This window comes from Paucisalibacillus globulus DSM 18846 (assembly GCF_000482485.1).
Taxonomy (GTDB): domain Bacteria; phylum Bacillota; class Bacilli; order Bacillales; family Amphibacillaceae; genus Ornithinibacillus; species Ornithinibacillus globulus.
The window spans coordinates 183406-208950 of sequence record NZ_AXVK01000015.1 but is presented as its reverse complement, the minus strand read 5'-3'; the positions used below and the strand labels follow the sequence as shown (position 1 = coordinate 208950).

General features: G+C 35.7%; 24 protein-coding genes and 2 pseudogenes. 23 read left to right on the top strand and 3 right to left on the bottom strand.

What is annotated here, in order from left to right:
- Window positions 1-9 precede the first annotated feature (9 nt).
- From pheT to K332_RS0104565, 6 genes and pseudogenes are all read left to right on the top strand, one after another.
- Window positions 10-2436: a phenylalanine--tRNA ligase subunit beta gene (gene pheT / locus K332_RS0104590; protein ID WP_026906390.1), complete on the top strand. Its 2427-nt coding sequence runs from the start codon at window positions 10-12 to the stop codon at window positions 2434-2436.
- Between the two features lie 437 nt (window positions 2437-2873).
- Window positions 2874-3440, top strand: a complete 567-nt coding sequence (locus K332_RS0104585; RefSeq protein WP_051359352.1) for a nucleoside/nucleotide kinase family protein — start codon at window positions 2874-2876, stop codon at window positions 3438-3440.
- Between the two features lie 2 nt (window positions 3441-3442).
- Window positions 3443-3892: an NUDIX hydrolase gene (locus tag K332_RS0104580; RefSeq protein ID WP_026906388.1), complete on the top strand. Its 450-nt coding sequence runs from the start codon at window positions 3443-3445 to the stop codon at window positions 3890-3892.
- Between the two features lie 21 nt (window positions 3893-3913).
- Window positions 3914-4259 (top strand): annotated as a pseudogene (locus K332_RS21920) (DUF6176 family protein).
- Between the two features lie 19 nt (window positions 4260-4278).
- Window positions 4279-5139 (top strand): GNAT family N-acetyltransferase, encoded by an 861-nt coding sequence (locus K332_RS0104570; RefSeq protein WP_026906387.1) that lies wholly within the window; start codon window positions 4279-4281, stop codon window positions 5137-5139.
- 182 nt (window positions 5140-5321) lie between these two features.
- On the top strand, window positions 5322-5558 hold the full coding sequence (locus K332_RS0104565) for a hypothetical protein (protein WP_026906386.1): 237 nt from the start codon (window positions 5322-5324) through the stop codon (window positions 5556-5558).
- Between the two features lie 19 nt (window positions 5559-5577).
- Here the strand turns inward: K332_RS0104565 and rnhC are convergent, their stop codons facing one another.
- Complete coding sequence (gene rnhC / locus K332_RS0104560) at window positions 5578-6513, bottom strand: ribonuclease HIII (protein WP_026906385.1); 936 nt, start codon at window positions 6511-6513, stop codon at window positions 5578-5580.
- Between the two features lie 162 nt (window positions 6514-6675).
- On the opposite strand from rnhC, the gene zapA reads away from it, so the two are divergent.
- The 12 genes from zapA (at window position 6676) to uvrC (ending at window position 20159) form a co-directional block, all read left to right on the top strand.
- Window positions 6676-6939 carry a cell division protein ZapA gene (gene zapA, locus K332_RS0104555; RefSeq protein WP_026906384.1) on the top strand — a complete coding sequence of 88 codons (264 nt, stop codon included), beginning with the start codon at window positions 6676-6678 and terminating at the stop codon, window positions 6937-6939.
- Window positions 6940-6946: 7 nt separating this feature from the next.
- A complete protein-coding gene (locus K332_RS0104550) occupies window positions 6947-7498 on the top strand; it encodes a CvpA family protein (protein ID WP_026906383.1) in 552 nt (183 codons plus the stop codon).
- A 171-nt stretch (window positions 7499-7669) separates the two neighbouring features.
- Window positions 7670-9388, top strand: a complete 1719-nt coding sequence (gene polX / locus K332_RS0104545; RefSeq protein ID WP_026906382.1) for a DNA polymerase/3'-5' exonuclease PolX — start codon at window positions 7670-7672, stop codon at window positions 9386-9388.
- 35 nt (window positions 9389-9423) lie between these two features.
- Window positions 9424-11763, top strand: coding sequence for an endonuclease MutS2 (locus K332_RS0104540; protein ID WP_026906381.1), 2340 nt, complete (start codon window positions 9424-9426; stop codon window positions 11761-11763).
- 18 nt (window positions 11764-11781) lie between these two features.
- Window positions 11782-12189, top strand: coding sequence for a DUF350 domain-containing protein (locus K332_RS0104535; protein WP_026906380.1), 408 nt, complete (start codon window positions 11782-11784; stop codon window positions 12187-12189).
- A gap of 452 nt (window positions 12190-12641) precedes the next feature.
- Window positions 12642-14345: a long-chain-fatty-acid--CoA ligase gene (locus K332_RS0104525; RefSeq protein ID WP_036688081.1), complete on the top strand. Its 1704-nt coding sequence runs from the start codon at window positions 12642-12644 to the stop codon at window positions 14343-14345.
- Window positions 14346-14478: 133 nt separating this feature from the next.
- Window positions 14479-15063 (top strand): fatty acid metabolism transcriptional regulator FadR, encoded by a 585-nt coding sequence (locus tag K332_RS0104520; RefSeq protein ID WP_026906378.1) that lies wholly within the window; start codon window positions 14479-14481, stop codon window positions 15061-15063.
- 155 nt (window positions 15064-15218) lie between these two features.
- On the top strand, window positions 15219-15992 hold the full coding sequence (locus tag K332_RS0104515) for an enoyl-CoA hydratase (protein WP_026906377.1): 774 nt from the start codon (window positions 15219-15221) through the stop codon (window positions 15990-15992).
- A 22-nt stretch (window positions 15993-16014) separates the two neighbouring features.
- Window positions 16015-16788, top strand: a complete 774-nt coding sequence (locus K332_RS0104510; RefSeq protein ID WP_026906376.1) for an electron transfer flavoprotein subunit beta/FixA family protein — start codon at window positions 16015-16017, stop codon at window positions 16786-16788.
- A gap of 26 nt (window positions 16789-16814) precedes the next feature.
- Complete coding sequence (locus tag K332_RS0104505; RefSeq protein ID WP_026906375.1) at window positions 16815-17795, top strand: electron transfer flavoprotein subunit alpha/FixB family protein; 981 nt, start codon at window positions 16815-16817, stop codon at window positions 17793-17795.
- Window positions 17796-17948: 153 nt separating this feature from the next.
- On the top strand, window positions 17949-18263 hold the full coding sequence (gene trxA / locus K332_RS0104500) for a thioredoxin (RefSeq protein WP_026906374.1): 315 nt from the start codon (window positions 17949-17951) through the stop codon (window positions 18261-18263).
- 96 nt (window positions 18264-18359) lie between these two features.
- Window positions 18360-20159, top strand: a complete 1800-nt coding sequence (gene uvrC / locus K332_RS0104495) for an excinuclease ABC subunit UvrC (protein ID WP_026906373.1) — start codon at window positions 18360-18362, stop codon at window positions 20157-20159.
- A gap of 33 nt (window positions 20160-20192) precedes the next feature.
- On the opposite strand, the gene K332_RS0104490 is transcribed toward uvrC, so the two are convergent.
- The gene (locus K332_RS0104490; RefSeq protein WP_026906372.1) at window positions 20193-20630 is read right to left on the bottom strand and encodes a DUF2507 domain-containing protein; all 438 of its coding nucleotides are present in this window, start codon (window positions 20628-20630) and stop codon (window positions 20193-20195) included.
- A 278-nt stretch (window positions 20631-20908) separates the two neighbouring features.
- Between K332_RS0104490 and K332_RS0104485 the strand changes: the two genes are divergently transcribed.
- The 4 genes from K332_RS0104485 to K332_RS0104470 all read left to right on the top strand — a co-directional run bounded on the left by K332_RS0104485 (window position 20909) and on the right by K332_RS0104470 (window position 24643).
- Complete coding sequence (locus K332_RS0104485) at window positions 20909-21529, top strand: succinate dehydrogenase cytochrome b558 subunit (protein WP_026906371.1); 621 nt, start codon at window positions 20909-20911, stop codon at window positions 21527-21529.
- A 27-nt stretch (window positions 21530-21556) separates the two neighbouring features.
- The gene (gene sdhA, locus K332_RS0104480; RefSeq protein ID WP_026906370.1) at window positions 21557-23308 is read left to right on the top strand and encodes a succinate dehydrogenase flavoprotein subunit; all 1752 of its coding nucleotides are present in this window, start codon (window positions 21557-21559) and stop codon (window positions 23306-23308) included.
- A gap of 35 nt (window positions 23309-23343) precedes the next feature.
- Complete coding sequence (gene sdhB / locus K332_RS0104475) at window positions 23344-24108, top strand: succinate dehydrogenase iron-sulfur subunit (protein ID WP_026906369.1); 765 nt, start codon at window positions 23344-23346, stop codon at window positions 24106-24108.
- Between the two features lie 79 nt (window positions 24109-24187).
- On the top strand, window positions 24188-24643 hold the full coding sequence (locus tag K332_RS0104470) for an acyl-CoA thioesterase (protein WP_026906368.1): 456 nt from the start codon (window positions 24188-24190) through the stop codon (window positions 24641-24643).
- Window positions 24644-24827: 184 nt separating this feature from the next.
- Here the strand turns inward: K332_RS0104470 and K332_RS23885 are convergent.
- Window positions 24828-24914 (bottom strand): annotated as a pseudogene (locus K332_RS23885) (helix-turn-helix transcriptional regulator); the annotation flags it as partial.
- Between the two features lie 237 nt (window positions 24915-25151).
- Here K332_RS23885 and K332_RS21915 point away from each other — a divergent pair.
- Entirely contained in the window at window positions 25152-25385 is a 234-nt protein-coding gene (locus tag K332_RS21915; RefSeq protein WP_211237401.1) for a hypothetical protein, read from the top strand.
- Window positions 25386-25545 lie beyond the last annotated feature (160 nt).

Genomic DNA, 25545 nt, shown 5'->3' with positions numbered 1-25545 from the left:
GGTAGTTACATGTTAGTTTCATTAAATTGGTTAAAAGAATACGTAGATACAGATAATATAAGCCCAGAAGAGCTTGCAGAAAAAGTAACAAGATCAGGAATTGAAGTAGACAATGTTGAATATGTTGCTGAAAACAGTTCAAACGTTGTAGTTGGTTATGTTGAATCATGTGAGAAACACCCTAATGCGGATAAATTAAATCTATGCCAGGTAAATGTTGGGGATGAAATACTTCAAATTATTTGTGGTGCACCTAATGTACGTCAAGGTCAAAAAGTAGCGGTCGCAAAACCAGGAGCAGTGTTACCAGGGAACTTTAAAATTAAGCGTGCAAAACTGCGTGGTATTGAATCAAATGGTATGATTTGTTCCTTGCAGGAATTAGGGTTTGATGAGAAACATATTTCAAAAGAATATGCAGAAGGTATTTTTGTATTTCCGGAGGATGCTCCAATAGGTGAAAGTGTCGAACCACTATTAAATTCAACAGATGCCATCTTAGAATTTGATTTAACTCCTAATCGTGCTGATTGTTTGAGTATGCTTGGTGTGGCATATGAAGTGGGTGCTTTACTTGATAAGCCTGTCAATTTACCAAGTGAAGAAGTTCTTGTAGGGGAAGAGAAAGCCTCTGATTATATCTCAATTAAAGTAGAAGATGAAAAACTAAATCCATACTACGGTGCATTTGTTATCAAGGATGTTGAAATAAAACCTTCACCTCTTTGGATGAAAAATTATCTGTTAGCAGCTGGTATACGTCCAATTAATAATGTTGTTGATATTACTAACTATGTGCTTTTAGAATATGGTCAACCATTACATGCATTCGATTATGATCGTTTGGACTCTAAAGAAATAGTTGTCCGCACAGCAAAACAGGATGAAAAAATAGTGACATTAGATGATGTTGAACGAACTCTAAATCCTGAAAATCTAGTTATTACCAACGGACAAGAGCCTATTGCTCTTGCTGGGGTTATGGGTGGAGCAAATACAGAAGTAACTAGTTATACTAAAAATATTTTACTAGAGGCTGCGTATTTCGATTCTATCTCTGTTCGAAAAGCAGTAAAAGCAACTGGTCTTCGTAGTGAATCCAGTACTCGTTTCGAAAAAGGTATTGATCCGAATCGAGTAAAGCGTGCTGGTTTACGTGCATGTCATCTACTTGAAAAATATGCGGGTGGGAAAGTACTGGAAGGTGTTGTCGAATTCGATGAATTAGATCGTTCTGAAAAGGTTGTTGAGATTAATACAACATCCATCAATAATCGATTGGGAACGGATATTAATACAGAAGAAATCGCAAAAATACTAGAAAGATTACAGTTTAATTTTGAACGTAATGAGGATCACTTCACTGTATATGCTCCTACTCGTCGTGGTGATATAACGATTTTTGAAGATATGTTAGAGGAAGTAGCAAGAATTTATGGTTATGACAATCTTCCATTCACTTTACCAACAGGTACTGCAACTGCTGGTGGGTTAACAAAGAGACAGTTATTAAGACGTTCAGTGAAGAACTACTTGGAAAGCGTTGGATTATCGGAAACAAGAACTTATTCCTTAACAAGTGAAGGCTATATTCAAAAGCTTGTGAGTAATGAAGTAAAAGGATTAAATCCTGAACCGATTAGCTTAGCGATGCCAATGAGTGAAGAACATAAATATTTACGTTTAAGTGTTTTACCTGAATTATTAAAAACAGTTAGTTATAACCTAGCTAGAAATCAATATAGTCTAGGACTATATGAAATTGGAACCATTTTTGTTACGAGTGAGAAAGTATTAACCAAACAACCAGATGAACAATTAAGGCTTTCTGGAGTTTTAACTGGTAAATGGTTAGAGCATTTATGGCAAATGGAAAATAAAAAAGTTGATTTTTATTTAGTAAAAGGTATTGTAGAAGGGTTATTTGAACATCTTGAATTGCCTCTGACTATCATTCAAGCTCAACTTCCTGACATGCATCCTGGCCGCACTGCAAGCCTATTATTGGATGGTAAAGAGATTGGATTTATGGGACAATTACACCCAGGACTTGAAAAGGAAATGGATTTAAAAGAAACATACGTATTTGATATTAATATGGAAGCTGTACTTGAGGCACATCATCATGAGCCAAGTTACACACAGATTCCAAGATACCCATCTGTAACAAGGGATATTGCATTTGTTATGGATAATGATGTTCATGCTGGTGATGTTCAAGCGGTAATTACTGAAGTAGGTGCCCCACTTGTTAAACAGGTTTCCGTGTTTGACTTGTATCAAGGGGATAACCTACCAGAAGGTAAGAAGTCTGTAGCCTACAACTTACTATATCAGGACCCAGAGAAAACCCTAGTAGACGAAGAAGTTGAAAAGTTATATCAAGAAATAATTCAAGCAGTAAATGAAAAATTCAATGCATATGTAAGATCATAATTGATTCGATGGATTCTATGTTTTTTTCCGGGTAATATCTGAACCTGTCGAATATCGACCACATAGTCAAACAGGCTTTGTGGTCTTTTTTGAGATATAAGAAAGTATAAAAAATTGGCTTTGTTAAGTTCTTGTGTAGGAACAGCCACGTCTCACTCCGCACCCAGAGACTAGCGGACTTCCCTCACCTCCGTACGATAAGTCAACATCGACTCCCTACGGTCGTCGTGTTTCCTTTATCTCCTACATGGAATGGACTGCTAAAACCGCCACTTTGCGTGGCAACGCAGTCCCACCCTGCATGGCAGGGCGCAGTCCGTACGTCTCTAAACGGGCGCTTGCGCTTTTGTTCTTCTAAATTGGAAAAATATAGTATAATGTGAAAATAACAATATCATAGTCAGATTATTATGATATAATGTTTAATAATCTGAATGATGAATAGTATTGGGGGAAATGGTTTGCGAGAAAATAATTCCTTTGTAATTTCCATCGCAGCTGTATCTGGTGGAGGAAAAACAACAATTGCGAAACATCTTCATGACACATTAAAACAATCAAAAGTATTTTATTTTGATGACTATGATTTCAATGGACCAGATGACATCATAGCTTGGGTAGATAGGGGAGCGAATTATGATGAATGGGATTTAACACCACTTTTGAATGATATCGAAAAGTTACTAGATATGTCACCTAACTATATTATTCTAGACTATCCTTTTGCATATAATAATCATCGGCTTGGTAAGTATATCGACTTATCAGTATTTATTGACACACCTTTAGACATTGCAATGGCAAGAAGAGTATATAGGGATTTCTCAAATAGTGATCCTAAAGATATTTTAAATGATATGGACTTTTATATAGCTAAGGGGAGAAAGGGGTATATTGAAATGTTGAAATCAATCAAGCCAACTAGTGATTTGATAGTTGATGGAGCTTTATCGATTTCAGAAATTGTTGAAAAGGTATCTGAAACTATTACTAGGGGGAATTGATCATGGGATACATAGAAGATTTAAGAAAGCAAGTCGGAAATCATCCTTTAATTTTGGTTGGGGTTGCAGTTGGTGTAATTAATAATGAAGGTGAAATATTGCTACAAAAGAGACATGATGGTAAGTGGGGTGTACCTGGTGGATTTATCGAATTAGGTGAATCAACAGAAGACGCTGGTAGGAGAGAAGTATTGGAGGAGACGGGAATTGAAATTGGGAAAATGGATGTAATTAATGTTTTTTCGGGGAAGGAACACTTTGTTAAACTCCCGAATGGTGATGAATTCTATCCGGTAACGATCGCTTATATTTCTACAGAAGTGATTGGTGGAGAATTAAAAGCGGATGGAACTGAAACTTTAGAAGCTAGGTTTTTTAAACCAACTAATTTACCTGAAAGTTTAAATCCAATCATTAAACAATTAATATACGCATTTGCTACTAGAAAATAACAGATAAGTGAAGTGATAGGAATGAACGTAGAATTAACTAGATTTAAAGTTAAAGTGGGAAAAACGGAAAAAGTTAATGTATGGCTAACGTTTTTGAAAGAAAATATGAGAGCCGTTTTTCTCACATTGGAAGATGAAAGAATGTATGTGGAAACTATTTTTCGAGAAACACTTTTTGGAGATGAGTACCTATACTGGTACTCCGTGCAAGGTGAAGGTGGACAAGAAGTTGAGGAGTCAGAAAGTTGTATTGATAAGAGACATGGAGTATTGGGATGAATGTATTGATCCAACATTTAAACCAGTAGACTTATCCACAGAGGTTGTATTGATACCTGATAAACTTTTGAAGGCAATGGATTTTTAATAATAGAGGTGATCCGAGGTTGGAAAATATTGATGTTCGCTTCACCAGTAGAATGCAACGAATCATAAGAAATGCAGAGAGGGAAGCACTTCAATCGAAAGCTGGTATAGTAAAATCTGCCCATTTACTTATTGCTTGTTTATATGAAAAAGGCGGGGCGTTGGGTGATTTGATTTTACATACTGATATTTCTTTAAACTCAATTAGGGATACCGCAGAATTGACAAATGCTTATCAAACAATGAAAGTAGATTACTTTGATCGTTTAATAACTGTAGAAGTTGCTAAAGTAATCGACGTGGCCGTTAATTATATGAATCATTACAATCAAATATTTGTAAATGAAGGGCATTTGCTTAAAGCACTAATTACTACAAAAGCATTGGATAGCTATCTAAGTAGGAAAACTAGGGAAATTATCCTAAGACTTGGTACAACATCCCGGGATATGTTTACACATCTTGGAAATTACACATTTCCAGTAATTAATACTAAGGGTATACGAAAAGTTAGGTTGGAAGATGAAGAAATATTTGTTGCTTTTGTAAAAGAGAACTTTTCACAAGAGTGGGCGTCAACAATAAAGAGCGCGTTTATGTTAATAGAACCATCTATATATGTAGCCCTTGATGAAAATGAAAAATTCATTGGGTTTGCAGCCTATGATATCTATCAAAATAAAAAAGGCTATTTTGGGCCAATGGGAGTAGTGACTTCTAATCGTGCGAATAGGGCAGGCTATGCACTTCTTCATCATTGTTTAAAAGATATGAAGGAAGTTGGGTATGAATATGCAATTATTGGTGGTGCTGGGCCAATTGAATTTTACGAGAAAGCTTGCAATGCAGTAGTTATTCCAAGTGTTTCAGTTTCAAATTAAGAGGCCAATAGCTTAGCTTAATCTAGTAAGGCAGTGGTAATGGTGAAAATAAAATCCTTATTGGAAAAATTCCTTTTTCCTCGAAAATATATAAAGAACATACTTGCAAATTAAATGATTTAAAGTAGGAGGTAATATAAATTTTAGCTGTAAAAATAATTAAAAGGATAGTAGATGTTATCGTGTTAATAGCTTTTCTGTATGTTTTCTATAAAGTAATTAAGATGGGTGTAGGAATTTTTAATAGTCCTGAAAAAACGAGTATGGCTGCGTTATTTAGCTTTTTTATGGAATTTGTTAAATTACAAATCTTTTTATTTGTGCTATTTGCTTTGCGAAAGATTGTAAATAAATTTTATGATCGAATGATAGAAAGGGAGTTGCAAGAGTTGAATTCGTATGATTTCTATGAAAAATAAAAAAGTGGCTAATTATGAATCAAAGCCACTTTTTTGCTTTCTGTGTGTTAGCAAAATGAACTTTTGCGCAAGAATCCAACACATGTTCACCTTTCTCACGTATTACCCTTGCTATAGTTTGATCAACTTTTTTTGATGCCCCTTTATTTAATTCAAACCCCATTTTATCTGAAAGTTTATCCATCTCCTTTACAAAGCTTGCTCTAGCAATGATGGATCCGGTAGCAACTGCTATTGAATAACTTTCTGCCTTAGTCATAAAAAAGGTTTTATCAGGAAGCTTTCCTCCCTCAGAAGCTATATGTTTTTTATATATGCCAGGCTCACAGAACTGGTCAATTAGTATCCCATCATATTCTGTATTACCAATCTTTTTTAGTAGGTTCTGAATCGCATGGTGGTGCAACATTGCCTTCATCTTACCTTGTGACCAACCTCTTTTTTGTAAGGTGTTGTATTTTGGGTTATGTAGAATTAGTAAAGAGTATGGAATGCGAATTTGGGCAATTTCTTTTGCTAACTTGAGAATGACAGAATCTGTTAAGTTCTTTGAGTCTTTAACCCCTAACTCTTTTAGTAATGAGATTTGTGATGAGGTTATATAAGCACAAGAAACTGTTATTGGACCAAAGTAATCACCAGTTCCAGCTTCATCAGAACCAATATGGGAAGATGAGAAAAGCGACTCTGATGGTGTGTAAATTGTAGTAGGAGTAGATTTTTTTTGCTTTGTAACAGTTGGCTGTGAACTAGTATTGTCTGTCCACTTTTCTGATTCTATATGTGGTTTACTCCCCTGAAATAATACCTTTCCAGATTTATAAGCAGTAATCACCGCATTTTCAGTTTTTGCCCGAAAAATTGCTCCTTGTGGAGAGGAAGTTAATGATTTATGATAATATTGTTTCATTTTTTTAATCGTTTCAACTGATAGTAGATACACGTTCTGTGACATGTCAAACACACCTTTCTATACAATATTGACTATAACAAAGTATGAACAAGAAAGAAATGCAAAAAAATCCGGGAGAACAGTTTCCCAATTGTAATCTTCATGTTAAGATAAACTATAAGAAAAATGCTAGAATCGTTAGAATTAAGTAGGAGGCTAACCCCAGTGACCCATAACTCAAAAAAAACTCGGGTAACAGTTGAAATAAGAAATAGATCCTATACGATTGTCGGTGATGAAGATGCTAGCCATGTTCGTTTAGTAGCAAGTCTAGTGGATCAAAAAATGAGAGAAATACATGAACTTAATCCATCACTTGATACAGCAGCTCTTGCTGTTTTAACTGCAATAAATTCTATGAATGATTATTTAACTCTAAAAGAAGATTATGCAACACTACTAGGCTCAATAAAAAAAGAAAGAGGATAATTGGCTCATGATTGATTTAATACTAATATTATTACTTATTTTCGGATTCCTCATGGGACTCAAGAGGGGACTGATACTCCAAGCAGTACATCTGATTGGATACATAGCTGCATTTATTGTTGCTGCCATGTTTTATGATGATCTCTCAAGTAAATTAGCAATTTGGATACCGTATCCTGAATTACCAGATGAGAGTTTGTGGGCAGAATTTCTTCAGACTCTTCCTTTAGAAAGTGCATTTTATAATGCAATCTCTTTTGCAATCATCTTTTTTGTCGTGAAATTTGGTTTGCAAATTGTTGCATCTATGATCGATGTTATAGCTTCGTTACCAATCTTGAATTCTATCAATAAAATATTTGGTGCCATTCTAGGATTCCTTGAAATTTATCTAATTCTATTTGTAATTCTATACATACTAGTATTAACACCTCTTGGAGTTATTCAAGAAAGGGTAAATGATTCAAGTGTAGCGTTATTTATTGTTGAGAATACACCTTATTTCTCAGAAAAAGTAAAAGATTTATGGTTTACACATATTGTAACAATGATTAATTAATAAAGAACAGGCTAATTCAAATACTAGGAATATCGTTGTATTGTCGGTACAATACGGATAGCCCCTATTTGAATTGGCCTTGTTTTTTGGTAGTAAGAAAGTAAACTTTCTAAAATTTGTTCTTTATCGCGATTACAATAAAAGTGGAATATAATTGAAACAGGTGATTAAATGACTATTAATAAAAAAGATGTAATTAAATTATTAGAAACCATTGCTATTTATTTAGAATTAAAGGGTGAAAATTCGTTTAAAATTTCTGCTTTTAGAAAAGCAGCACAAGCTTTAGAACGTGATGAACGTTCTTTAACTGATATAGACGATTTCACTGAAATAAAAGGCATTGGTAAGGGAACTAATACCGTAATTTTAGAATACATACAACAAGGAAAATCGGAAACCTTAGAGGAACTACAACAAGAAGTTCCAGAAGGTCTAATTCCATTACTGAATGTTCCAGGACTTGGTGGAAAAAAACTTGCAAAACTTTATCAAGAATTAGATGTGAAGGACGCGGATACCTTAAAGGAAGCAATTGAATCTGGAAAAGTAGAGAGTTTACCTGGATTTGGCAAAAAATCTGCTGAAAAGATTTTGTCAGCACTGAATGAGATTGGAAAAAGGCCGGAAAGATTACCAATCGCATATATGCTTCCAATAGCAGAGAGAATAGAAGACTATTTACGTGAATTAACATCCATCCAGCAATACTCAAGAGCTGGTTCTTTGAGAAGAATGAGGGAAACAATCAAAGATTTAGATTTTATCATTGCAACAGATAATCCGAGTGAAGTAAGGGAGCAGTTACTACAAATTCCTGGTATAAAAGAGATCATTGCAAAGGGTGATACAAAGGTTACTGTGACCCTTGATGATGTATATGATGTAAATGTAGATTTCCGATTAGTTACAGAGAAAGAATTTGTTACTACTCTACATCACTTTACAGGCTCAAAGGATCATAATGTTGCGATGCGCCAATTAGCCAAATCAAGAGGTGAGAAAATCAATGAATATGGTATTGAGGTAGAGGAAACAAATGAAATTTTAACCTTTACTTCTGAAATGGATTTTTTCAATCATTATGGATTACAATTCATTCCTCCTGAAGTTAGGGAGGGGACTGGTGAAGTAGATGCATTTAACAAACCTGTGGAACTTTTAGAGTTAAGTGATATTCGTGGGGATCTTCATATGCACACTACTTGGAGTGATGGTGCACAAACATTAGAAGAAATGGTGAATCAGGCTAGGAGTTATGGCTATGAGTTTATCGCTATTACAGATCATTCGAAGAACTTACGTGTTGCAAATGGATTAGATGAAACACGTTTAAGAAATCAACGGGAAGAAATAGCAAAGTTGAATGAAAAATATTCCGATATTCATATTTTTTCCGGCGTTGAGATGGATATTTTAACTGATGGTTCATTGGACTTTTCAGATGACTTTTTAAGGGAAATGGATTATGTAATAGCTGCTATTCACTCTAGCTTTAGTCAAACGGAAGAACAAATTATGAAACGATTATATACAGCTTTAGAAAATCCATATGTATCACTTATAGCACACCCAACTGGACGTCTACTTGGAAAAAGAACTGGTTACAAGGTTAACTTAGATAAATTAATAGAACGGGCCAAGGAAACAAATACTGCGCTTGAAATCAATGCTAACCCAAATCGATTAGATTTATCTGCTGAATGGGCAAGAACTGCACAAGAGGCAGGAGTAAAAATTGCTATTAATACGGATGCACATAATTATCAAATGCTTGAGCATATGAAATATGGAGTTGGTGTTGCTAGAAAAGGTTGGTTGCAAAAAGATACCGTGTTAAATACTTGGACAAAAGAGAAACTTATCCAGTATTTCAATCGTAATAAATGATAGGTCATATAGACGCCATGTAAAGGAGTAAGTCAATGAATGAACGTATATTACGAGTACTTGATTTTCAAAAGATTATTGATCGATTGATGAATCGTGCTCAAACTAGTTTGGGTAAAGATTTAGCAGCAAATTTAAATCCCTCTACTAAGTTAGAAGAAGTAAATCTATTACAGAATGAAACTGACGAAGCTGCACAGGTTATTAGGTTAAATATCCCTGTTCCACTTGGTGGGATATTTGATATACGAGCGAGTATTAAACGTAGTGTGATTGGTGGAGTACTAAGTACTTCTGAATGTTTGGATGTAGCCAATACCATTTATGGTGGACGCCAAGTAAAAGATTTTATTGAAGGATTAGAAGAGGAACTTCCAATCTTAAAGCAATTGGTTGAAGAGATAACACCACTTCGAAATTTGGAACTTCAAATAAAGAGCTGTATTGATGATCATGGCCATGTGATGGATAGTGCAACGGAAAAGCTTCGAGGAATCCGTTCTTCGATTAGAACTCATGAAAGCAGAGTCCGTGAGAAGCTTGAAAGTTATACTAGAACGAAAAGTAATATGCTATCTGATGCGATTATTACCATTCGAAATGATCGTTACGTACTACCAGTTAAACATGAATACCGTGGAGCTTTTGGAGGGATTGTTCATGACCAATCATCATCAGGTCAAACACTATTTATGGAGCCAAAAGCGGTAGTTGATTTAAATAATCAGTTACAAGAATTGTACGCCCGAGAGAAACAAGAAATAGAACGAATTCTAAGGGAACTAAGTCAGAGTATTGCTGCAGATGAAGGATTTTTGACAGAAAATGTTCGTATTCTTGCTCAAGTAGACTACATGTTCGCTAGAGCTAATTTAGGTCGTGAAATGAAAGCTAGCCGTCCCACTATGAATGACCAGGGATATATTAAAATGCAACAAGCTAGACATCCTTTAATAGGTATAAATGAAGTTGTAGCTAATGATTTAGAAATCGGTAAAGAGTATACATCGATTGTAATCACTGGTCCTAACACCGGTGGTAAGACTGTTACATTAAAAATGGTTGGTCTATGTACGTTAATGGCACAGTCTGGGTTGCAAGTTCCAGCATTAGATGGGTGTGAAATGGCTGTTTTTGAGCATGTATTTGCTGATATTGGGGATGAACAATCCATCGAACAAAATTTAAGTACATTTTCTTCCCATATGACAAATATTGTTGATATCATAAAGCATGTGGATAACCGTACTTTAGTTCTTTTTGATGAGCTTGGTGCAGGTACTGATCCACAAGAAGGTGCTGCCCTTGCAATGTCCATTTTAGATGAGGTTGTTTCTAGAGATGCAAGAGTAATTGCAACTACCCACTATCCAGAGTTAAAAGCCTATGGCTATAATCGTGATAATGTTATTAATGCATCGATGGAATTTGATGTGCAGACCTTGCAACCAACATACCGGTTATTAATTGGTGTTCCTGGTAGAAGTAATGCCTTTGAAATTTCCAAAAGACTTGGATTAGATGATTCGATTATTGAAAGTGCAAAGAGCCATATTGGTGTAGACTCCAAAAATGTTGAAAATATGATTGCATCACTTGAGAGCTCAAAAATTCAGGCAGAGAAAGAATACGAAGAGGCACATAACATTTTACTAGAGAGTGAAAAACTTCGAAATCAAATCGAAGAAGAGTGGAACCGTTTTGAGGAGAAGCAAGAATTATTATATAAAAAAGCAGAAGAGAAAGCAGAAAAGGCGTTAAGTAAAGCTAGAGAAGAAGCAGAAATTATCGTAAGTGAAATTAGAAAAATGAAAACTGATGCGAAGTTAAAAGAGCATGAGTGGATTGAAGCAAAGAAGATGTTAGAAGAAGCCCAACCAAAGTTATCTTCCAAACAGAAAGTACAGAAGGAATTAAATACTTCGAAGGAAGAACTAAATTCAGGAGATGAAATAAAATTACTTACGATTAACCAAAATGGTACGGTCCTTGAAAAGGTGAATGATAAGGAATATTTAGTTCAGGTTGGAATTATGAAAGTCAAAGTAAAAAGAAGTGACTTACAATTAATCGGAAAACCAAAGCAAACCTATCAGAAGCCGTTAGCAACTATAAAAGGTTCGAATTATCATGTTGCACTTGAATTAGACTTACGTGGGGAACGGTACGAGGATGCATTATTAAAGTTAGAAAAGTATGTGGATGATGCAACTTTGGCAGGTTACCCTAAAGTATTTATTATTCATGGAAAAGGTACTGGAGCACTTCGCAAAGGAGTTCAAGATTTTGTGAAAAAACACCCAAGTATTGCATCTTCTAGACCAGGTGCTGCTGGTGAAGGGGGAAGCGGAGTTACGGTAATTGAGTTTAGGTAATTAAAAGGGGATGTTGAAATGAAAATCTTCTGGGAGAATGTGCTAGTTGATACTGCGGCAAGTTATAGTGTTGTTATCTTGTGTACCGTTGTATTTCTTGCAGTGTTTGAGCTAGTAACGAAATACAAAAACTGGGTGGAAATTAAAAAGGGGAATATGGCTGTTGCGATGGCAACAGGTGGAAAGATATTCGGTATTGCTAATATTTTTCGTTATTCTATAGAGCATAATGATACATTGCTAACTAGTATAGGTTGGGGAACGGTTGGTTTTATTTTATTATTGCTAGGTTATTTTATTTTTGAATTTCTAACTCCAACCATAAGTGTTGATGAAGAAATTGGAAAAGGAAATAAAGCGGTTGGTCTTATTTCAATGATTATTTCGATAGGTTTATCGTACGTAATTGGTGCAAGTATTATTTAACTTAAGGGAGATTTATATGGAAACATTAGCAAAAGTTTGCATAGGAGTTGCTATAGTATTTGTTATAGTGGGGATATTATATCTTGTTTTTGATTTTAACTTTAGTATTTTTTAATTAGACTCTGTTAAATATTACTAGTAAAATTTATAAAAAATAGAACTTTCCAATTATCTGGAAGTTCTATTTTTATTTCATTGTAAAACTCTATAATAAAAACATCCCGCAATTAACCTACGTGTATCATAGGCTTCTGAATCGATATTAAACACCACAAATGATTAAATCATTTATGATGACTTCATTTCTGTGATGTGGATGGTTTCTAATACTTGGTATTTATCAAGGTAATTGTTTAGCAATCCCATAAAAAAATCACAAAAAATAAAAAAAGATTTCAAAAAATACTAATTAATCGCTATAATGGAATTAACTATATAAAAAAGGAGGTTAAATGATGGGAGAAGAAAAAAGATGGTACAAACATTATCCAAAGGAAATACCGACTACACTTTCTTATAATGAGAAGCCCCTTCACATGTTTCTAGAGGATGCTGCTTCACTTTACAAAGAAAAGAAAGCGCTTTACTTTATGGGGAAAGAATTAACATTCGCTGAAGTACATAACCAAGCGAAGCGATTTGCGAATTATCTTCAAGGTTTGGGAGTTCAAAAAGGTGATCGAGTAGCTATTATGTTACCAAATACACCTCAATCTGTTATTGGCTATTATGGAGCATTAATGGCAGGGGCAATCGTCGTTCAGACGAATCCTTTATACACAGAGAGAGAACTTGAGTATCAACTGAATGATTCTGGTACGAAAGTTATTGTGTGCTTGGATATCTTGGTTCCTAGAGTAAGTAATGTAAAAAAGAATACTCCTTTAGAACATATGATTGTTACAGGAATCAAAGATTATCTACCTTTTCCAAAGAACTTAATCTATCCTTTCATCCAAAAGAAGCAGTATAACATGGTAGTAAAGGTAGAAGAGTCATCTGACACACATCTATGGACATCAATAATTGAAAAAGCTGAAGCAAGTTTTCAAAAAGTAGATATTGATCCTATAGAGGATACTGCACTTCTCCAATATACGGGTGGTACAATGGGCTTTCCTAAAGGGGTTATACTTACACATCGTAATTTGGTTGCGAATGCACAAATGTGTGATGCCTGGATTTACGATACTAAAAAAGGGGAAGAGACGGTTTTAGGTGTCTTACCATTCTTCCATGTTTATGGTATGACTGCTGTTATGAACCTATCAATCTTGAATGGTTTAAAAATGGTTCTCTTACCAAAATTTGATGCTGGCGATGTTTTGAAAACGATTCATAAATTGAAGCCAACATTATTCCCTGGAGCTCCAACAATCTATATCGGTTTGCTTAACCATCCAGATTTGAATAAATATGATTTGTCTTCCATTGAAGCATGTATTAGTGGTTCCGCTCCACTTCCAGTAGAAGTTCAGGAGAAATTTGAAAAGGTAACTGGAGGAAGGTTAGTGGAAGGATACGGTTTAACAGAATCATCCCCAGTTACACATGCAAATTTGATTTATGGAAATCGCATAAGTGGAAGTATTGGATTACCATGGCCGGATACGGATGCTAAAATCTTAAATATGGAGACATATGATGAAGTAGAAGTTGGTGAAATAGGTGAGTTGGCAGTAAAAGGTCCACAAATTATGAAGGGCTATTGGAATAAGCCTGAAGATACCGAGAATACATTAAAGGATGGATGGTTATTAACTGGTGACTTAGGTTATATGGATGAAGACGGCTATTTCTATGTTGTTGATCGTAAGAAAGATATGATTATCGCAGGTGGGTATAATATCTATCCTCGCGAAGTAGAGGAAGTTCTTTATGAACATGAAGCTATTCTAGAAGTGGTTATCGCCGGAATTCCTGATCCATATCGTGGAGAAACTGTTAAAGCGTATGTTGTCCTAAAAGAGGGATATGCTGTTACAGAAGAAGAATTAAACAAGTATTGTAGAGAAAATTTGGCAGCATATAAGGTTCCGCGAATTTATGAGTTCCGTAAAGAATTGCCAAAGACTGCAGTAGGAAAGATTTTAAGAAGACAGCTAGTTGATGAAGAGAAGAAAAAAGAAAAAGTAAGTTCCTCCCTGAGCCAATAGCTCAAGGTTTTTTTCCTGAAAAGTGTACAAGCAATATATTGACATTACATGATTTGAGTATTACAATAATAAATGAATGATGATTCATTCATTTATTTATTTATTGCGCTTGTACACTTGAAGGAGAAAAGTAATGAAGAATAATAAACCGAAATACAAGTTAATAATTGAGGCTGCGGTAGATGTTATTGCTGAAAATGGTTATCATGCATCTCAAGTTTCGAAAATAGCCAAAAAAGCAGGAGTCGCCGACGGTACGATATACTTATATTTTAAGAATAAAGAAGATATATTAATCTCCGTTTTTGAAGAAAAGATGGGACAATTTATTGAACAAATTGCTGTAGCAACTAGTCTGAAAGAAAATGCTAGTGAAAAGTTACTTACCTTGATAGAAATGCATTTTGGTCAACTCGCTGCAAACCATCATTTAGCGATTGTAACACAATTGGAGCTAAGGCAGTCCAATCTTACATTACGTCAGGAAATTAATCGAATATTAAAACCCTACTTAGTTGTAATTGATGGTATTATTAAAGAGGGAATGGAAGAAAATTTATTTAGAAGTGATATAAATGTACCATTGATCAGACAGATGGTTTTTGGAACGCTTGATGAAACGGTAACGAACTGGGTTATGAATGAGGAAAAATATGATTTAGTAACACTTGCTCCTGCTGTTCATCAGTTAATTACGAAAGGTATTGTAGCCAATTAAATTACATAATTTTATTACGGAATATTAATTGGCTAAGTTAAAATAAATTTAACCTTTGAATTTTCTAAGAAACCTGGATACACAAAATGATAAGGATTAATAATGTATATTCAGGTTAAGGACTACTCAGATTTTTAGAGAAGGGGTGTATTTGTTTGGAAATGATTTCTTATGAACTACAAGGGCATGTAGCAACATTAACTATTCAGAGCCCACCAGCTAATGCTTTATCTAGCAAACTATTGAAGGCGCTTTCCCGGAAACTAGATTTAATAGAAAAAGAGGTTAAAGCTAAAGCTGTTATCCTAAAAGGGGAAGGTAGATTCTTCTCAGCTGGAGCGGATATTAAGGAGTTTACTTCATTACAAGAAGCTTCCGACTATCAATCACTTTCAGAGTATGGTCAAAAATTATTTGATCGTATTGAGCATTTTTCTATACCTGTAATAGCGGCCATACATGGTGCTGCACTGGGTGGTGGAATGGAGCTGGCATTATCCTGTCATATTCGAATCGCTACTGAAAATGCAAGGTTAGGTCTTCCTGAGTTAACACTTGGTATCATTCCAGGATTTGCTGGAACGCAACGATTACCACAGTATGTGGGAACAGCAAAAGCATATGAAATGATTTTATCTGGGGATCCAATTACTGCTAATGAGGCATATGATTATGGTTTGGTTAACCAAGTAACAAGCGAAGAAGAGATATTTGATGTAGCTAATAAGCTAGCAACAAAAATTGCATCTAAAAGCAAGCCTACTATCAATCGAATCATGCAATTAATTCCATATGCAAAGGTTGAGAGTTTCTCGGCAGGTGTTCAGGCTGAAGCTAAAGCATTTGGAGAAATCTTTGGTTCAGAAGATGCAAAAGAAGGGGTTCAAGCTTTCATTGAAAAACGAAAGCCTAATTTTATAGATAAATAGAGAAATAAGAGGAGGAAATCATATGAATATTTATGTTTTATTAAAGAAGACATTTGATACGGAAGAAAAAATCGTAGTATCAGATGGACGTATTGAAGATGACGGAGCTGAATTCATCATAAACCCATATGATGAATATGCGGTAGAGGAAGCAATTAAACAACGTGACGAGCATGGTGGGGAAGTAAGCGTTGTCACTATTGGTGATGAGGATTCTGAAAAACAGCTTCGTACAGCACTTGCAATGGGTGCAGATAAAGCAGTTCTTATTAATATAGAAGAGACCCAAGAAGAAGGTGACCAATTTACAACAACCAAAATTTTGGAAGCGTTTTTTGAAGATAAAGAGGTTGACTTAATTCTAGCTGGTAATGTTGCAATTGATGAAGCTAGTGGCCAAGTTGGTCCAAGACTTGCTGAGCGTTTAGGTATTAACTATGTAACGACAATTACTAACTTAGAAATTGATGGGGATACAGCAAAAATTGATAAGGACGTCGAAGGTGATGTAGAAAAAATAGAAACGTCACTACCACTTCTTGTTACTTGTCAACAAGGATTGAATGAACCTAGATATCCTTCATTACCAGGTATTATGAAAGCGAAAAAGAAGCCACTAGAAGAGTTGGAAATTGATGATCTCGATCTTGATGAAGACGAACTTGAACCAAAAACAAAAACTGTTGATATTTTCTTACCACCTGAGAAAGAAGCTGGAAGAGTATTAGAAGGTGAAATAGATGCTCAAGTAAAAGAGCTTGTTTCGCTGCTTAGAAACGAAGCGAAAGTACTTTAATTGGATGACAGAAAGGAGAAATTATGATGAGTGAAAAAATACTTGTAATTGGTGAATCTAGAGACGGTGTATTACGTAATGTTACTTTCGAAGCGATCGCTGCAGCGAAAAAAGTAAATGCTGGTGCTGAAGTAGTTGGTGTTCTTTGTGGAAAAGAGAGTTTAAATAGTCAAGCACAGGAAATGATTTATTATGGAGCGGACCGAGTTGTCACAGTTTCCCATGAAAAGTTAGCCACATACACTTCAGATGGTTATGGTCAAGCGGTGTTAGCTATAATAGATGATGAAAATCCTTCTGGAATTGTAATGGGCCATACTGCAGTTGGAAAAGATTTAACGCCAAAGATTGCTAGTAAATTAGAAATTGGCTTAATTTCAGATGTTGTGGAGATTAATTTAGTTGGTGATCAAGTTGTATTCACAAGACCAATTTACTCTGGTAAGGCATTTGAAAATAAAATAATTACAGAAGGACTTGTATTTGCTACGGTTCGTCCAAACAATATTCAATCATTAGACCGTGACGATTCTCGTTCTGGAGAAGTAGTCGAGAAAACAGTAGATATTTCAGACTTGCGTACGGTGATTAAAGAAGTGCTACGAAAAGCAACAGACGGAGTTGATCTTTCTGAGGCAAAAGTTGTTGTTGCGGGTGGACGCGGTGTGAAGAGTGCAGAAGGGTTTAAGCCATTATATGAATTAGCGGATGTTCTGGGTGGTGCAGTAGGTGCATCTCGTGGAGCCTGTGATGCGGATTATTGTGACTATTCCTTACAAATTGGTCAAACTGGAAAGGTAGTTACGCCAGATTTGTATATTGCAGTTGGAATTTCTGGTGCCATTCAACACCTTGCTGGGATGTCAAATTCTAAGGTGATTGTTGCAATCAATAAAGATCCAGAAGCAAATATCTTTAATGTTGCCGATTATGGAATCGTAGGAGACCTATTTGAAGTAATTCCTATCCTTACAGAAGAAATTAAAAACCTGAAAGTTAATGCATAGTTTATATAAAAAGATCTAACCTAGTTGTTGGGTTAGATCTTTTTACACATTAATTGTTTGGATAAGAATTTCTAGAATAAGCAAACTGTTAGTAAGGATTATTTAATAATGGTATACTCATCTTGAAATGATGTAAGAAGAGGAGGATTTAGAATGGCGATTAAACATGTAACCGATCAAAACTTTGCAGATGAAACTGCAAAAGATTTAGTATTAGTTGATTTTTGGGCTCCTTGGTGTGGACCTTGTAAAATGATTGCGCCAGTACTTGAAGAGGTAGATGGCGAAATGTCTGATAAAGTACAAATCGTTAAATTGGACGTAGACGAAAATCAAGAAACAGCTAGTAAGTATGGAGTAATGAGTATTCCGACATTGCTACTGTTAAAAGATGGAAATGTGGTGGATCAAGTAATTGGTTTCCAACCAAAAGAAGCACTTGTTGAACTAATTAATAAGCACGCTTAATCTTATAAATCTTTATCATGAACAGACAATCCCTTGTTGCATATTGTGACAGGGGATTATTTTCTAGTAGTACATTTATTTAAAGGAATGACGAGAATGAACCAGAAAATACAAGAAAAATTGGCAGTTTTACCTGCTAAACCTGGTTGCTATCTTATGAAAGATAGGCATAATACAATCATTTATGTTGGGAAATCAAAATTATTAAAAAATAGAGTGCGTTCATACTTTACTGGTGCTCATGATCAAAAGACCGCAAGACTAGTTCAAGAAATAGTTGATTTTGAATATATTATTACTTCCTCCGAGATAGAAGCACTTATCTTGGAAATGAATTTAATTAAAAAGTATGACCCGAAATATAATGTCATGCTAAAGGACGATAAGTCTTACCCATATTTAAAAATTACCTCTGAAAGGCACCCAAGACTACTTATTACTCGTAAAGTAAAAAAAGACAAAGGGAAATACTTTGGTCCCTATCCGAACGTTATTGCCGCAAGAGAAACAAAGAAGTTACTTGATCGGCTTTATCCTTTAAGGAAATGTAATAATCCCTCGGGAAGACCTTGCTTGTACTATCATATGAATCAGTGTTTAGCATGTAGCGACAATCCACCTGCAGAAGAGTTTTACAGGGATATAATTCATGAAATTCAATCATTCTTACAAGGTGGATTTAAGAAAATAAAAGGCAATCTGACTAGAAAAATGCTGGAAGCAAGTGAACAATTAAACTTTGAAAGGGCTAAGGAACTTCGTGACCAAATCCAACATATTGAAGTTGTGATGGAACAACAAAAAATGACCTTAAGTGATAGGATTGACCGTGATGTATTCGGATACGGTTTTGATAAAGGTTGGATGTGTATTCAAGTATTCTTTATAAGACAAGGAAAGCTAATAGAACGGGATGTTTCTGTTTTTCCATTCTTTGATGAGCCAGAGGAAACATTTATCAGTTTTATCGGGCGATTTTATTTACACGAAAACCATCCGAAACCAAAACAAATCTTCGTTCCAATTGGTACTGAAACGGAGCTTTTGAATGAGTTATTAGAGATTGATGTTCACACACCTTATCGTGGTAAGAAAAAAGAATTAGTAGAACTCGCAATGGAAAATGCGAAGGCTTCTTTATTCGAGAAGTTTTCCATTATTGAACGGGATGAGGAGCGAACTATTCTAGCAGTTGAAAAACTAGGTAGTGCATTGAATATCGAAAATCCACTTCGTATCGAGGCATTCGATAACTCCAACATTCAAGGAACAGACCCAGTTTCAGCAATGGTTGTTTTTGTAGATGGTAAACCGAGTAAGAAAGATTATCGAAAATATAAAATTAAAGATGTTATAGGACCGGATGACTACGAAACAATGAGGGAAGTAATTAGAAGGAGATATACGCGTGTACTAAAGGAATCTCTTCCATTGCCAGATTTGATTCTTGTTGATGGTGGTAAGGGGCAAATGAATGCAGCGTTGGATGTGCTAGAAAATGAGTTAGGGCTAGATATTCCCTTATGTGGACTAGCGAAGGATGATAAACATAGAACGAGTGAATTATTGTATGGTGAGCCGCCAAGTATTGTTCCATTATCAAGGCAATCGCAAGAGTTTTATTTAATTCAACGTATTCAAGATGAGGTACATCGTTTTGCAATCACCTTTCATAGACAACTTCGTGGGAAAAATTTATTCCAATCAGAGTTAGATAAAATACCTGGTGTTGGTGAGAAAAGAAGAAAATTATTATTGTCTCATTTTAAGTCGGTAAAAGAAATTCGGGATGCATCGATTCAAGAGATTACTAAATTGGGAATTCCGCAAAATATTGCTGAGATAGTACTAGATCATTTAAATAAACCGGAATTAAAAGAGGATGCTGAAGACTAATCCCCAATTAAGGGAATAAGTCCCAGCATCCTTTTATTCAACAAAGATTACCGTAAATTCAACCTGGTGAATTTTTTTCCTTACCTCTTCAATACACTCACACTCTACACCCTTAATAATGGTAATAGCTTCTGCAAGAAAGCCAGCTTCAAGACGGAATTCAACATCCACTGGCATCGATAAACGTTGCACAACAGCATCGGCAAGCAAATGAAATTCCAGTTTGTTACTTTTCTCTTTAAATAATTCTAATCGCCCCCAGCCAACTTTTTCAAAGAAGTAAATAATATCACTTAAAGCCTTAATCTCCATTTTTCTTGCTAAGCTTCTACCCATAAAATAAAGTAATGCTTCTGACTCAGAACCAAAAACATCCGGTAAACTCACATATCGTAGTAAATCATATCCAGCTCCAGATGATTGAATCTTATCGAGTAATTCAATTGGAAGCGTCTCGTGGTTTCTTTTCATTGTTAGATTCCTTCCTATTATGTAAAAGTCACATAGTAACATTATTAGTATATAGATATTATCCATGCATTTTAATTTTAACGCAAGGGTATTTAGTTCCTGAAAATGAATTTTTGGATAAGTGAAAAATGAATACCTTTTCTTGACGCTAATTGGAGATAGTCGTACAATAAATATGTTGTAAAATCTACATTTTGGACAAAAATAGACTTATCTATTTTATGCGAAATGTCAGACTAATCATTAAAATTCAACAGAAGAACTAAGGGGGGTATCACATGGCGGAACATAGGGAGTATTTTTATAGGAGATTACACTCATTATTAGGTGTAGTTCCAATAGGGATTTTCTTGGTTCAACACTTGGTAATAAACCATTTTGCGGTGTATGGAGAGGAAAGCTTTAATAAAGCGGCAGGCTTTATGTCGAGTCTTCCATTCATGCTAGCATTAGAAATCTTTATTATTTATTTACCAATTCTTTTCCATGCAATTCTTGGGGTGTATATTGTATTTGTCGCAAAAAACAATGTGAAAAGATATGGGTTTTTACGAAACTGGCTATTCTTTTTACAGCGTATCACTGGAATCGTAACGTTAGTATTTATTGCATGGCATGTGTTTGAAACTCGTGTACAAGTGGCACTTGGAAATGCATCGGTTGATTATAGCCTAATGGAGGGAATATTAGATAACCCAGTAATGTTTTGGTTTTATGTTATTGGTGTTCTTTCAGCAGTATTCCACTTTGCAAATGGCTTATGGGGCTTCTTAGTCTCTTGGGGTATTGCGCAATCACCAAGATCACAAAAAATTGTTACATACGCTACTATTCTAGTATTTTTAGTAGTTAGTTATATCGGAATTAGAACATTAATTACATTCGCTTATGGAGTTTAATTAAATAGAGAAGGAGTGAGGTTTATAATGAGTAACCGTAAAATCGCTGTTGTCGGCGGAGGCTTAGCGGGTCTAATGGCAACAATCAAGGCTGCTGAAGCTGGTGTAAGCGTTGACTTATTTTCCATTGTTCCAGTTAAACGTTCTCACTCTGTATGTGCTCAAGGTGGTATTAATGGTGCAGTTAATACAAAAGGGGAAGGGGATTCTCCTTGGATTCACTTTGATGATACCGTTTACGGAGGAGACTTCTTAGCAAACCAACCACCGGTTAAAGCAATGTGTGAAGCGGCACCGGGAATTATTAATATGTTAGACCGTATGGGTGTTATGTTTAATCGTACACCTGAAGGTCTACTGGACTTCCGACGCTTTGGAGGTACACAACACCACCGTACTGCATTTGCTGGGGCAACAACAGGTCAGCAATTATTATATGCTCTAGACGAACAAGTTCGTAGATACGAAGTTGAAGGTTTAGTAACGAAATATGAGGGATGGGAATTCCTAGGAGCAGTTCTTGATGAAGAAGGTGTCGGACGAGGAATCGTCGCTCAAGATATGAAGACACATGAAATTAAGTCTTTCCCATCTGATGCAACTATTATGGCTACTGGTGGACCGGGAATTATTTTTGGTAAGTCTACTAACTCCATGATTAATACAGGGTCTGCGGCATCAATTCTTTATCAACAAGGTGCTAAATATGCAAATGGTGAATTTATACAAATCCACCCTACGGCGATTCCTGGGGACGACAAGCTACGTCTAATGAGTGAATCTGCTCGCGGTGAAGGTGGACGCGTTTGGACTTATAAAGATGGTGAACCATGGTACTTCCTTGAGGAAAAATATCCGGCATATGGAAACCTTGTACCACGTGATATTGCAACACGTGAAATTTTTGATGTCTGTGTGAACCAGAAGTTAGGTATCAATGGTGAGAACATGGTATATCTTGACCTTTCTCATAAAGATCCGAAAGAACTTGATGTTAAACTTGGTGGAATCATCGAAATCTATGAAAAATTCGTAGGAGAAGATCCACGTAAAGTTCCAATGAAAATTTTCCCAGCTGTTCACTATTCAATGGGTGGACTATGGGTTGATTATAATCAAATGACAAGTATCCCTGGTATTTTTGCTGCTGGGGAATGTGATTACTCTCAGCATGGTGGAAACCGTTTAGGTGCAAACTCATTGCTATCTGCAATATATGGCGGTATGGTTGCTGGACCTAAAGCAATTGAATATACAGAAGGCTTAGATAAGCATGCGGAAGATTTAGATTCTAGTCTATATGAGAATCGAGTTAAAGAAGAAGAAGAGAAATTTGAAGCACTAATGAATATGAGTGGGGAAGAAAATGCCTATCAAATTCACCATGAGTTGGGTGAATGGATGACAGATAATGTTACGGTAGTACGTGAAAATGCGAAACTACTAAAAACTGATGAAAAGATTCAAGAGTTACTTGAGCGCTTTGAAAATATCAATATCAATGATACTTCTCGCTGGAATAACCAAGGGGTTATGTTCACTCGTCAGCTTAAAAACATGCTACACCTAGCTCGTGTTATTACAATTGGTGCATACAATCGTAATGAGAGCCGCGGCGCACATTATAAGCCTGAATTCCCAGAGCGTAATGATGAGGAATTTCTAAAGACAACCATTGCGGAATTTGATGCAGAAACTAATTCACCAGTATTATCGTATGAAGAAGTCGATGTGTCATTAATACCGCCACGTAAACGAGATTATACGACAAAACATTAAGACGAGAAAACAAAAAGGGAAGGGAGTAAGTGAAAATGGCTGAACAAAAGACTGTTACATTTATTATTACACGTCAAGATAGCCCAGATTCTGCTCCATATAACGAAACATTTAATGTTCCATATCGTAAAAATATGAACGTTATTTCTGGGTTAATGGAAATACGAAAAAATCCCATTACTGCTAAAGGGGAAAAAACGACACCAGTAGCATGGGATATGAACTGTTTGGAAGAGGTTTGTGGAGCTTGTTCTATGGTAATTAACGGAACACCTAGACAATCTTGTGCTGCTCTAGTGGATGAATTAGAACAACCAATACGATTGGAACCAATGTCGACTTTCCCTGTAGTTCGTGACTTAGTTATTGATCGCGAGCGCATGTTCGACGCTCTGAAACAGGTTAAGGCATGGATACCTATCGATGGTACGTATGATTTAGGTCCGGGACCACGTATGCCAGAGAAAAAACGTCAATGGGCATATGAACTATCAAAATGTATGACTTGTGGGGTTTGTTTAGAAGCTTGTCCAAATGTTAATGATAAATCAAACTTTATTGGACCTGCAGCTATCTCCCAAGCTCGTTTATTTAACTCACATCCAACAGGTGAAATGAATGCAAGTGAAAGATTAGAAGGTTTAATGGAAGAAGGCGGACTAGTTGGTTGCGGTAACGCACAAAACTGTGTTCAAGTATGTCCAAAAGGTATTCCTTTAACAACTTCAATTGCAGCTATGAACCGTGCTGCTACTGTACAATCTTTTAAGAATTTCTTTGGTAGCGATAACGCACATTAATTTGTAAATGAACAACAAGACCCTTACTTCATGATAGGTAGGGGTCTTTTTTTCATCAGTGAGAAAGGGAGACTAAATCATGAGAAAGATATCATATATTGAAGACTTTACTACATGGAGGGAAGAATTTACATTTTCTATACCAATTCGAATCCGTTTTTCTGAGACGGATATGTTTGGTCATGTGAATAATGTCAGTCCATTTATTTATTTTGAAGAAGCTCGCATAGAATATTTAAAAACAGTTGGGGTTTTTGGAGATGAGGGAAATACAGAAGGAATTCCGATAGTAGCTGATTTACAATGTGATTATCTAAGACAATTGTTCTTCGAAGACAGTTTGCATATGTATGTTAAGGCTTCAAAAGTAGGTAATACATCATTTGATATTCACTATATGGGTGTTAATCAGGATGAAGAAGTATGCCTTACTGGTAGAGGGCGAATTGTATATATTAATTCAACTACAGGGAAGCCACTTCCGTTGGGTGATCATATAAAGGAAAAAATATCAGTTACTAGTTCCAGTCAATAAATAGGACTGTAATCAAATTGATTGTTGTCTTTTCTTTTACAGTTGATGGAAAGTGTGACGTATCTAATAATGTTCAATAGCGCATCATACCCGCTCCGGAAATACACTGCGCGCATCCTATGGCCGCTGTTGAGCCTCCTCATAAAATAAAAACCGACTTCCTATTAAGGAAAGTCGGTTTTTTCTAGAGCTTTAATTCACCCATATGGATGAGCTCTACGACTGCCTGAGAACGCCCCTTGACTCCTAATTTTTGCATAGCTTTTGTTATGCGTACCATTAGCGAACAGTTTGAAACCTTGATACAACAACGTTTCTTTAATTATCTACTTCCTGATTATTGCGGATGAATTGAGCCACTTATGCGGAGATGAGAGCCATCTTCTGCGGAATAGAGAGCCACTATAGAATAGCCTTTTGTATAATGAAGTAGCATGCAAACATGCATGACATTATTATACAGGAGGTTTTTTTATGGTTAATTGTCGTGAGATTCTGGAATTGTATTTTGAAGGGGTCAGTCATAGAACCATTAGTTCTGCCACTGGCCATTCAAGGAATACAGTCTCCGATGTCGTTCGCTAAGAAACTAGGTGTAGAGCGTTTGAACTATACCATGACCAATCCATGTCTAGAAGCGTTTCTCTTTCCGGAGAAACAGGCTATTGAGAAAGGTTATTTTCCAGTTGACTTGGAGAAAGTGCATAAGGAACTACAGAAGAAGAATGTCACTTTGGCTTAATTACATCACGAGTATGCATATAATTACTATTCGCTATTTCTAAATATTATCCTTCTATAAAATGCTGTTTTTCAAGTTTTCCTCATAACTATGTATTTATGGTAATGCTTCATTAGAAAATAAGGAAATGTACTTTTATTAGTATCAAAATAGCAATAAC

Excerpts from the sequence above, each read along its gene's own strand:
- K332_RS0104485 (WP_026906371.1), top strand. The coding sequence starts at position 20,909 with ATGGCGGAACATAGGGAGTATTTTTATAGGAGATTACACTCATTATTA.
- uvrC (WP_026906373.1), top strand. The coding sequence starts at position 18,360 with ATGAACCAGAAAATACAAGAAAAATTGGCAGTTTTACCTGCTAAACCT.
- K332_RS0104505 (WP_026906375.1), top strand. The coding sequence starts at position 16,815 with ATGAGTGAAAAAATACTTGTAATTGGTGAATCTAGAGACGGTGTATTA.
- K332_RS0104580 (WP_026906388.1), top strand. The coding sequence starts at position 3,443 with ATGGGATACATAGAAGATTTAAGAAAGCAAGTCGGAAATCATCCTTTA.
- K332_RS0104520 (WP_026906378.1), top strand. The coding sequence starts at position 14,479 with ATGAAGAATAATAAACCGAAATACAAGTTAATAATTGAGGCTGCGGTA.
- K332_RS0104510 (WP_026906376.1), top strand. The coding sequence starts at position 16,015 with ATGAATATTTATGTTTTATTAAAGAAGACATTTGATACGGAAGAAAAA.
- K332_RS0104470 (WP_026906368.1), top strand. The coding sequence starts at position 24,188 with ATGAGAAAGATATCATATATTGAAGACTTTACTACATGGAGGGAAGAA.
- K332_RS0104550 (WP_026906383.1), top strand. The coding sequence starts at position 6,947 with ATGATTGATTTAATACTAATATTATTACTTATTTTCGGATTCCTCATG.
- K332_RS0104490 (WP_026906372.1), bottom strand. The coding sequence starts at position 20,630 with ATGAAAAGAAACCACGAGACGCTTCCAATTGAATTACTCGATAAGATT.
- K332_RS0104585 (WP_051359352.1), top strand. The coding sequence starts at position 2,874 with ATGAATAGTATTGGGGGAAATGGTTTGCGAGAAAATAATTCCTTTGTA.
- K332_RS0104535 (WP_026906380.1), top strand. The coding sequence starts at position 11,782 with ATGAAAATCTTCTGGGAGAATGTGCTAGTTGATACTGCGGCAAGTTAT.
- pheT (WP_026906390.1), top strand. The coding sequence starts at position 10 with ATGTTAGTTTCATTAAATTGGTTAAAAGAATACGTAGATACAGATAAT.
- rnhC (WP_026906385.1), bottom strand. The coding sequence starts at position 6,513 with ATGTCACAGAACGTGTATCTACTATCAGTTGAAACGATTAAAAAAATG.
- sdhA (WP_026906370.1), top strand. The coding sequence starts at position 21,557 with ATGAGTAACCGTAAAATCGCTGTTGTCGGCGGAGGCTTAGCGGGTCTA.
- sdhB (WP_026906369.1), top strand. The coding sequence starts at position 23,344 with ATGGCTGAACAAAAGACTGTTACATTTATTATTACACGTCAAGATAGC.
- trxA (WP_026906374.1), top strand. The coding sequence starts at position 17,949 with ATGGCGATTAAACATGTAACCGATCAAAACTTTGCAGATGAAACTGCA.
- K332_RS0104540 (WP_026906381.1), top strand. The coding sequence starts at position 9,424 with ATGAATGAACGTATATTACGAGTACTTGATTTTCAAAAGATTATTGAT.
- polX (WP_026906382.1), top strand. The coding sequence starts at position 7,670 with ATGACTATTAATAAAAAAGATGTAATTAAATTATTAGAAACCATTGCT.
- K332_RS0104525 (WP_036688081.1), top strand. The coding sequence starts at position 12,642 with ATGATGGGAGAAGAAAAAAGATGGTACAAACATTATCCAAAGGAAATA.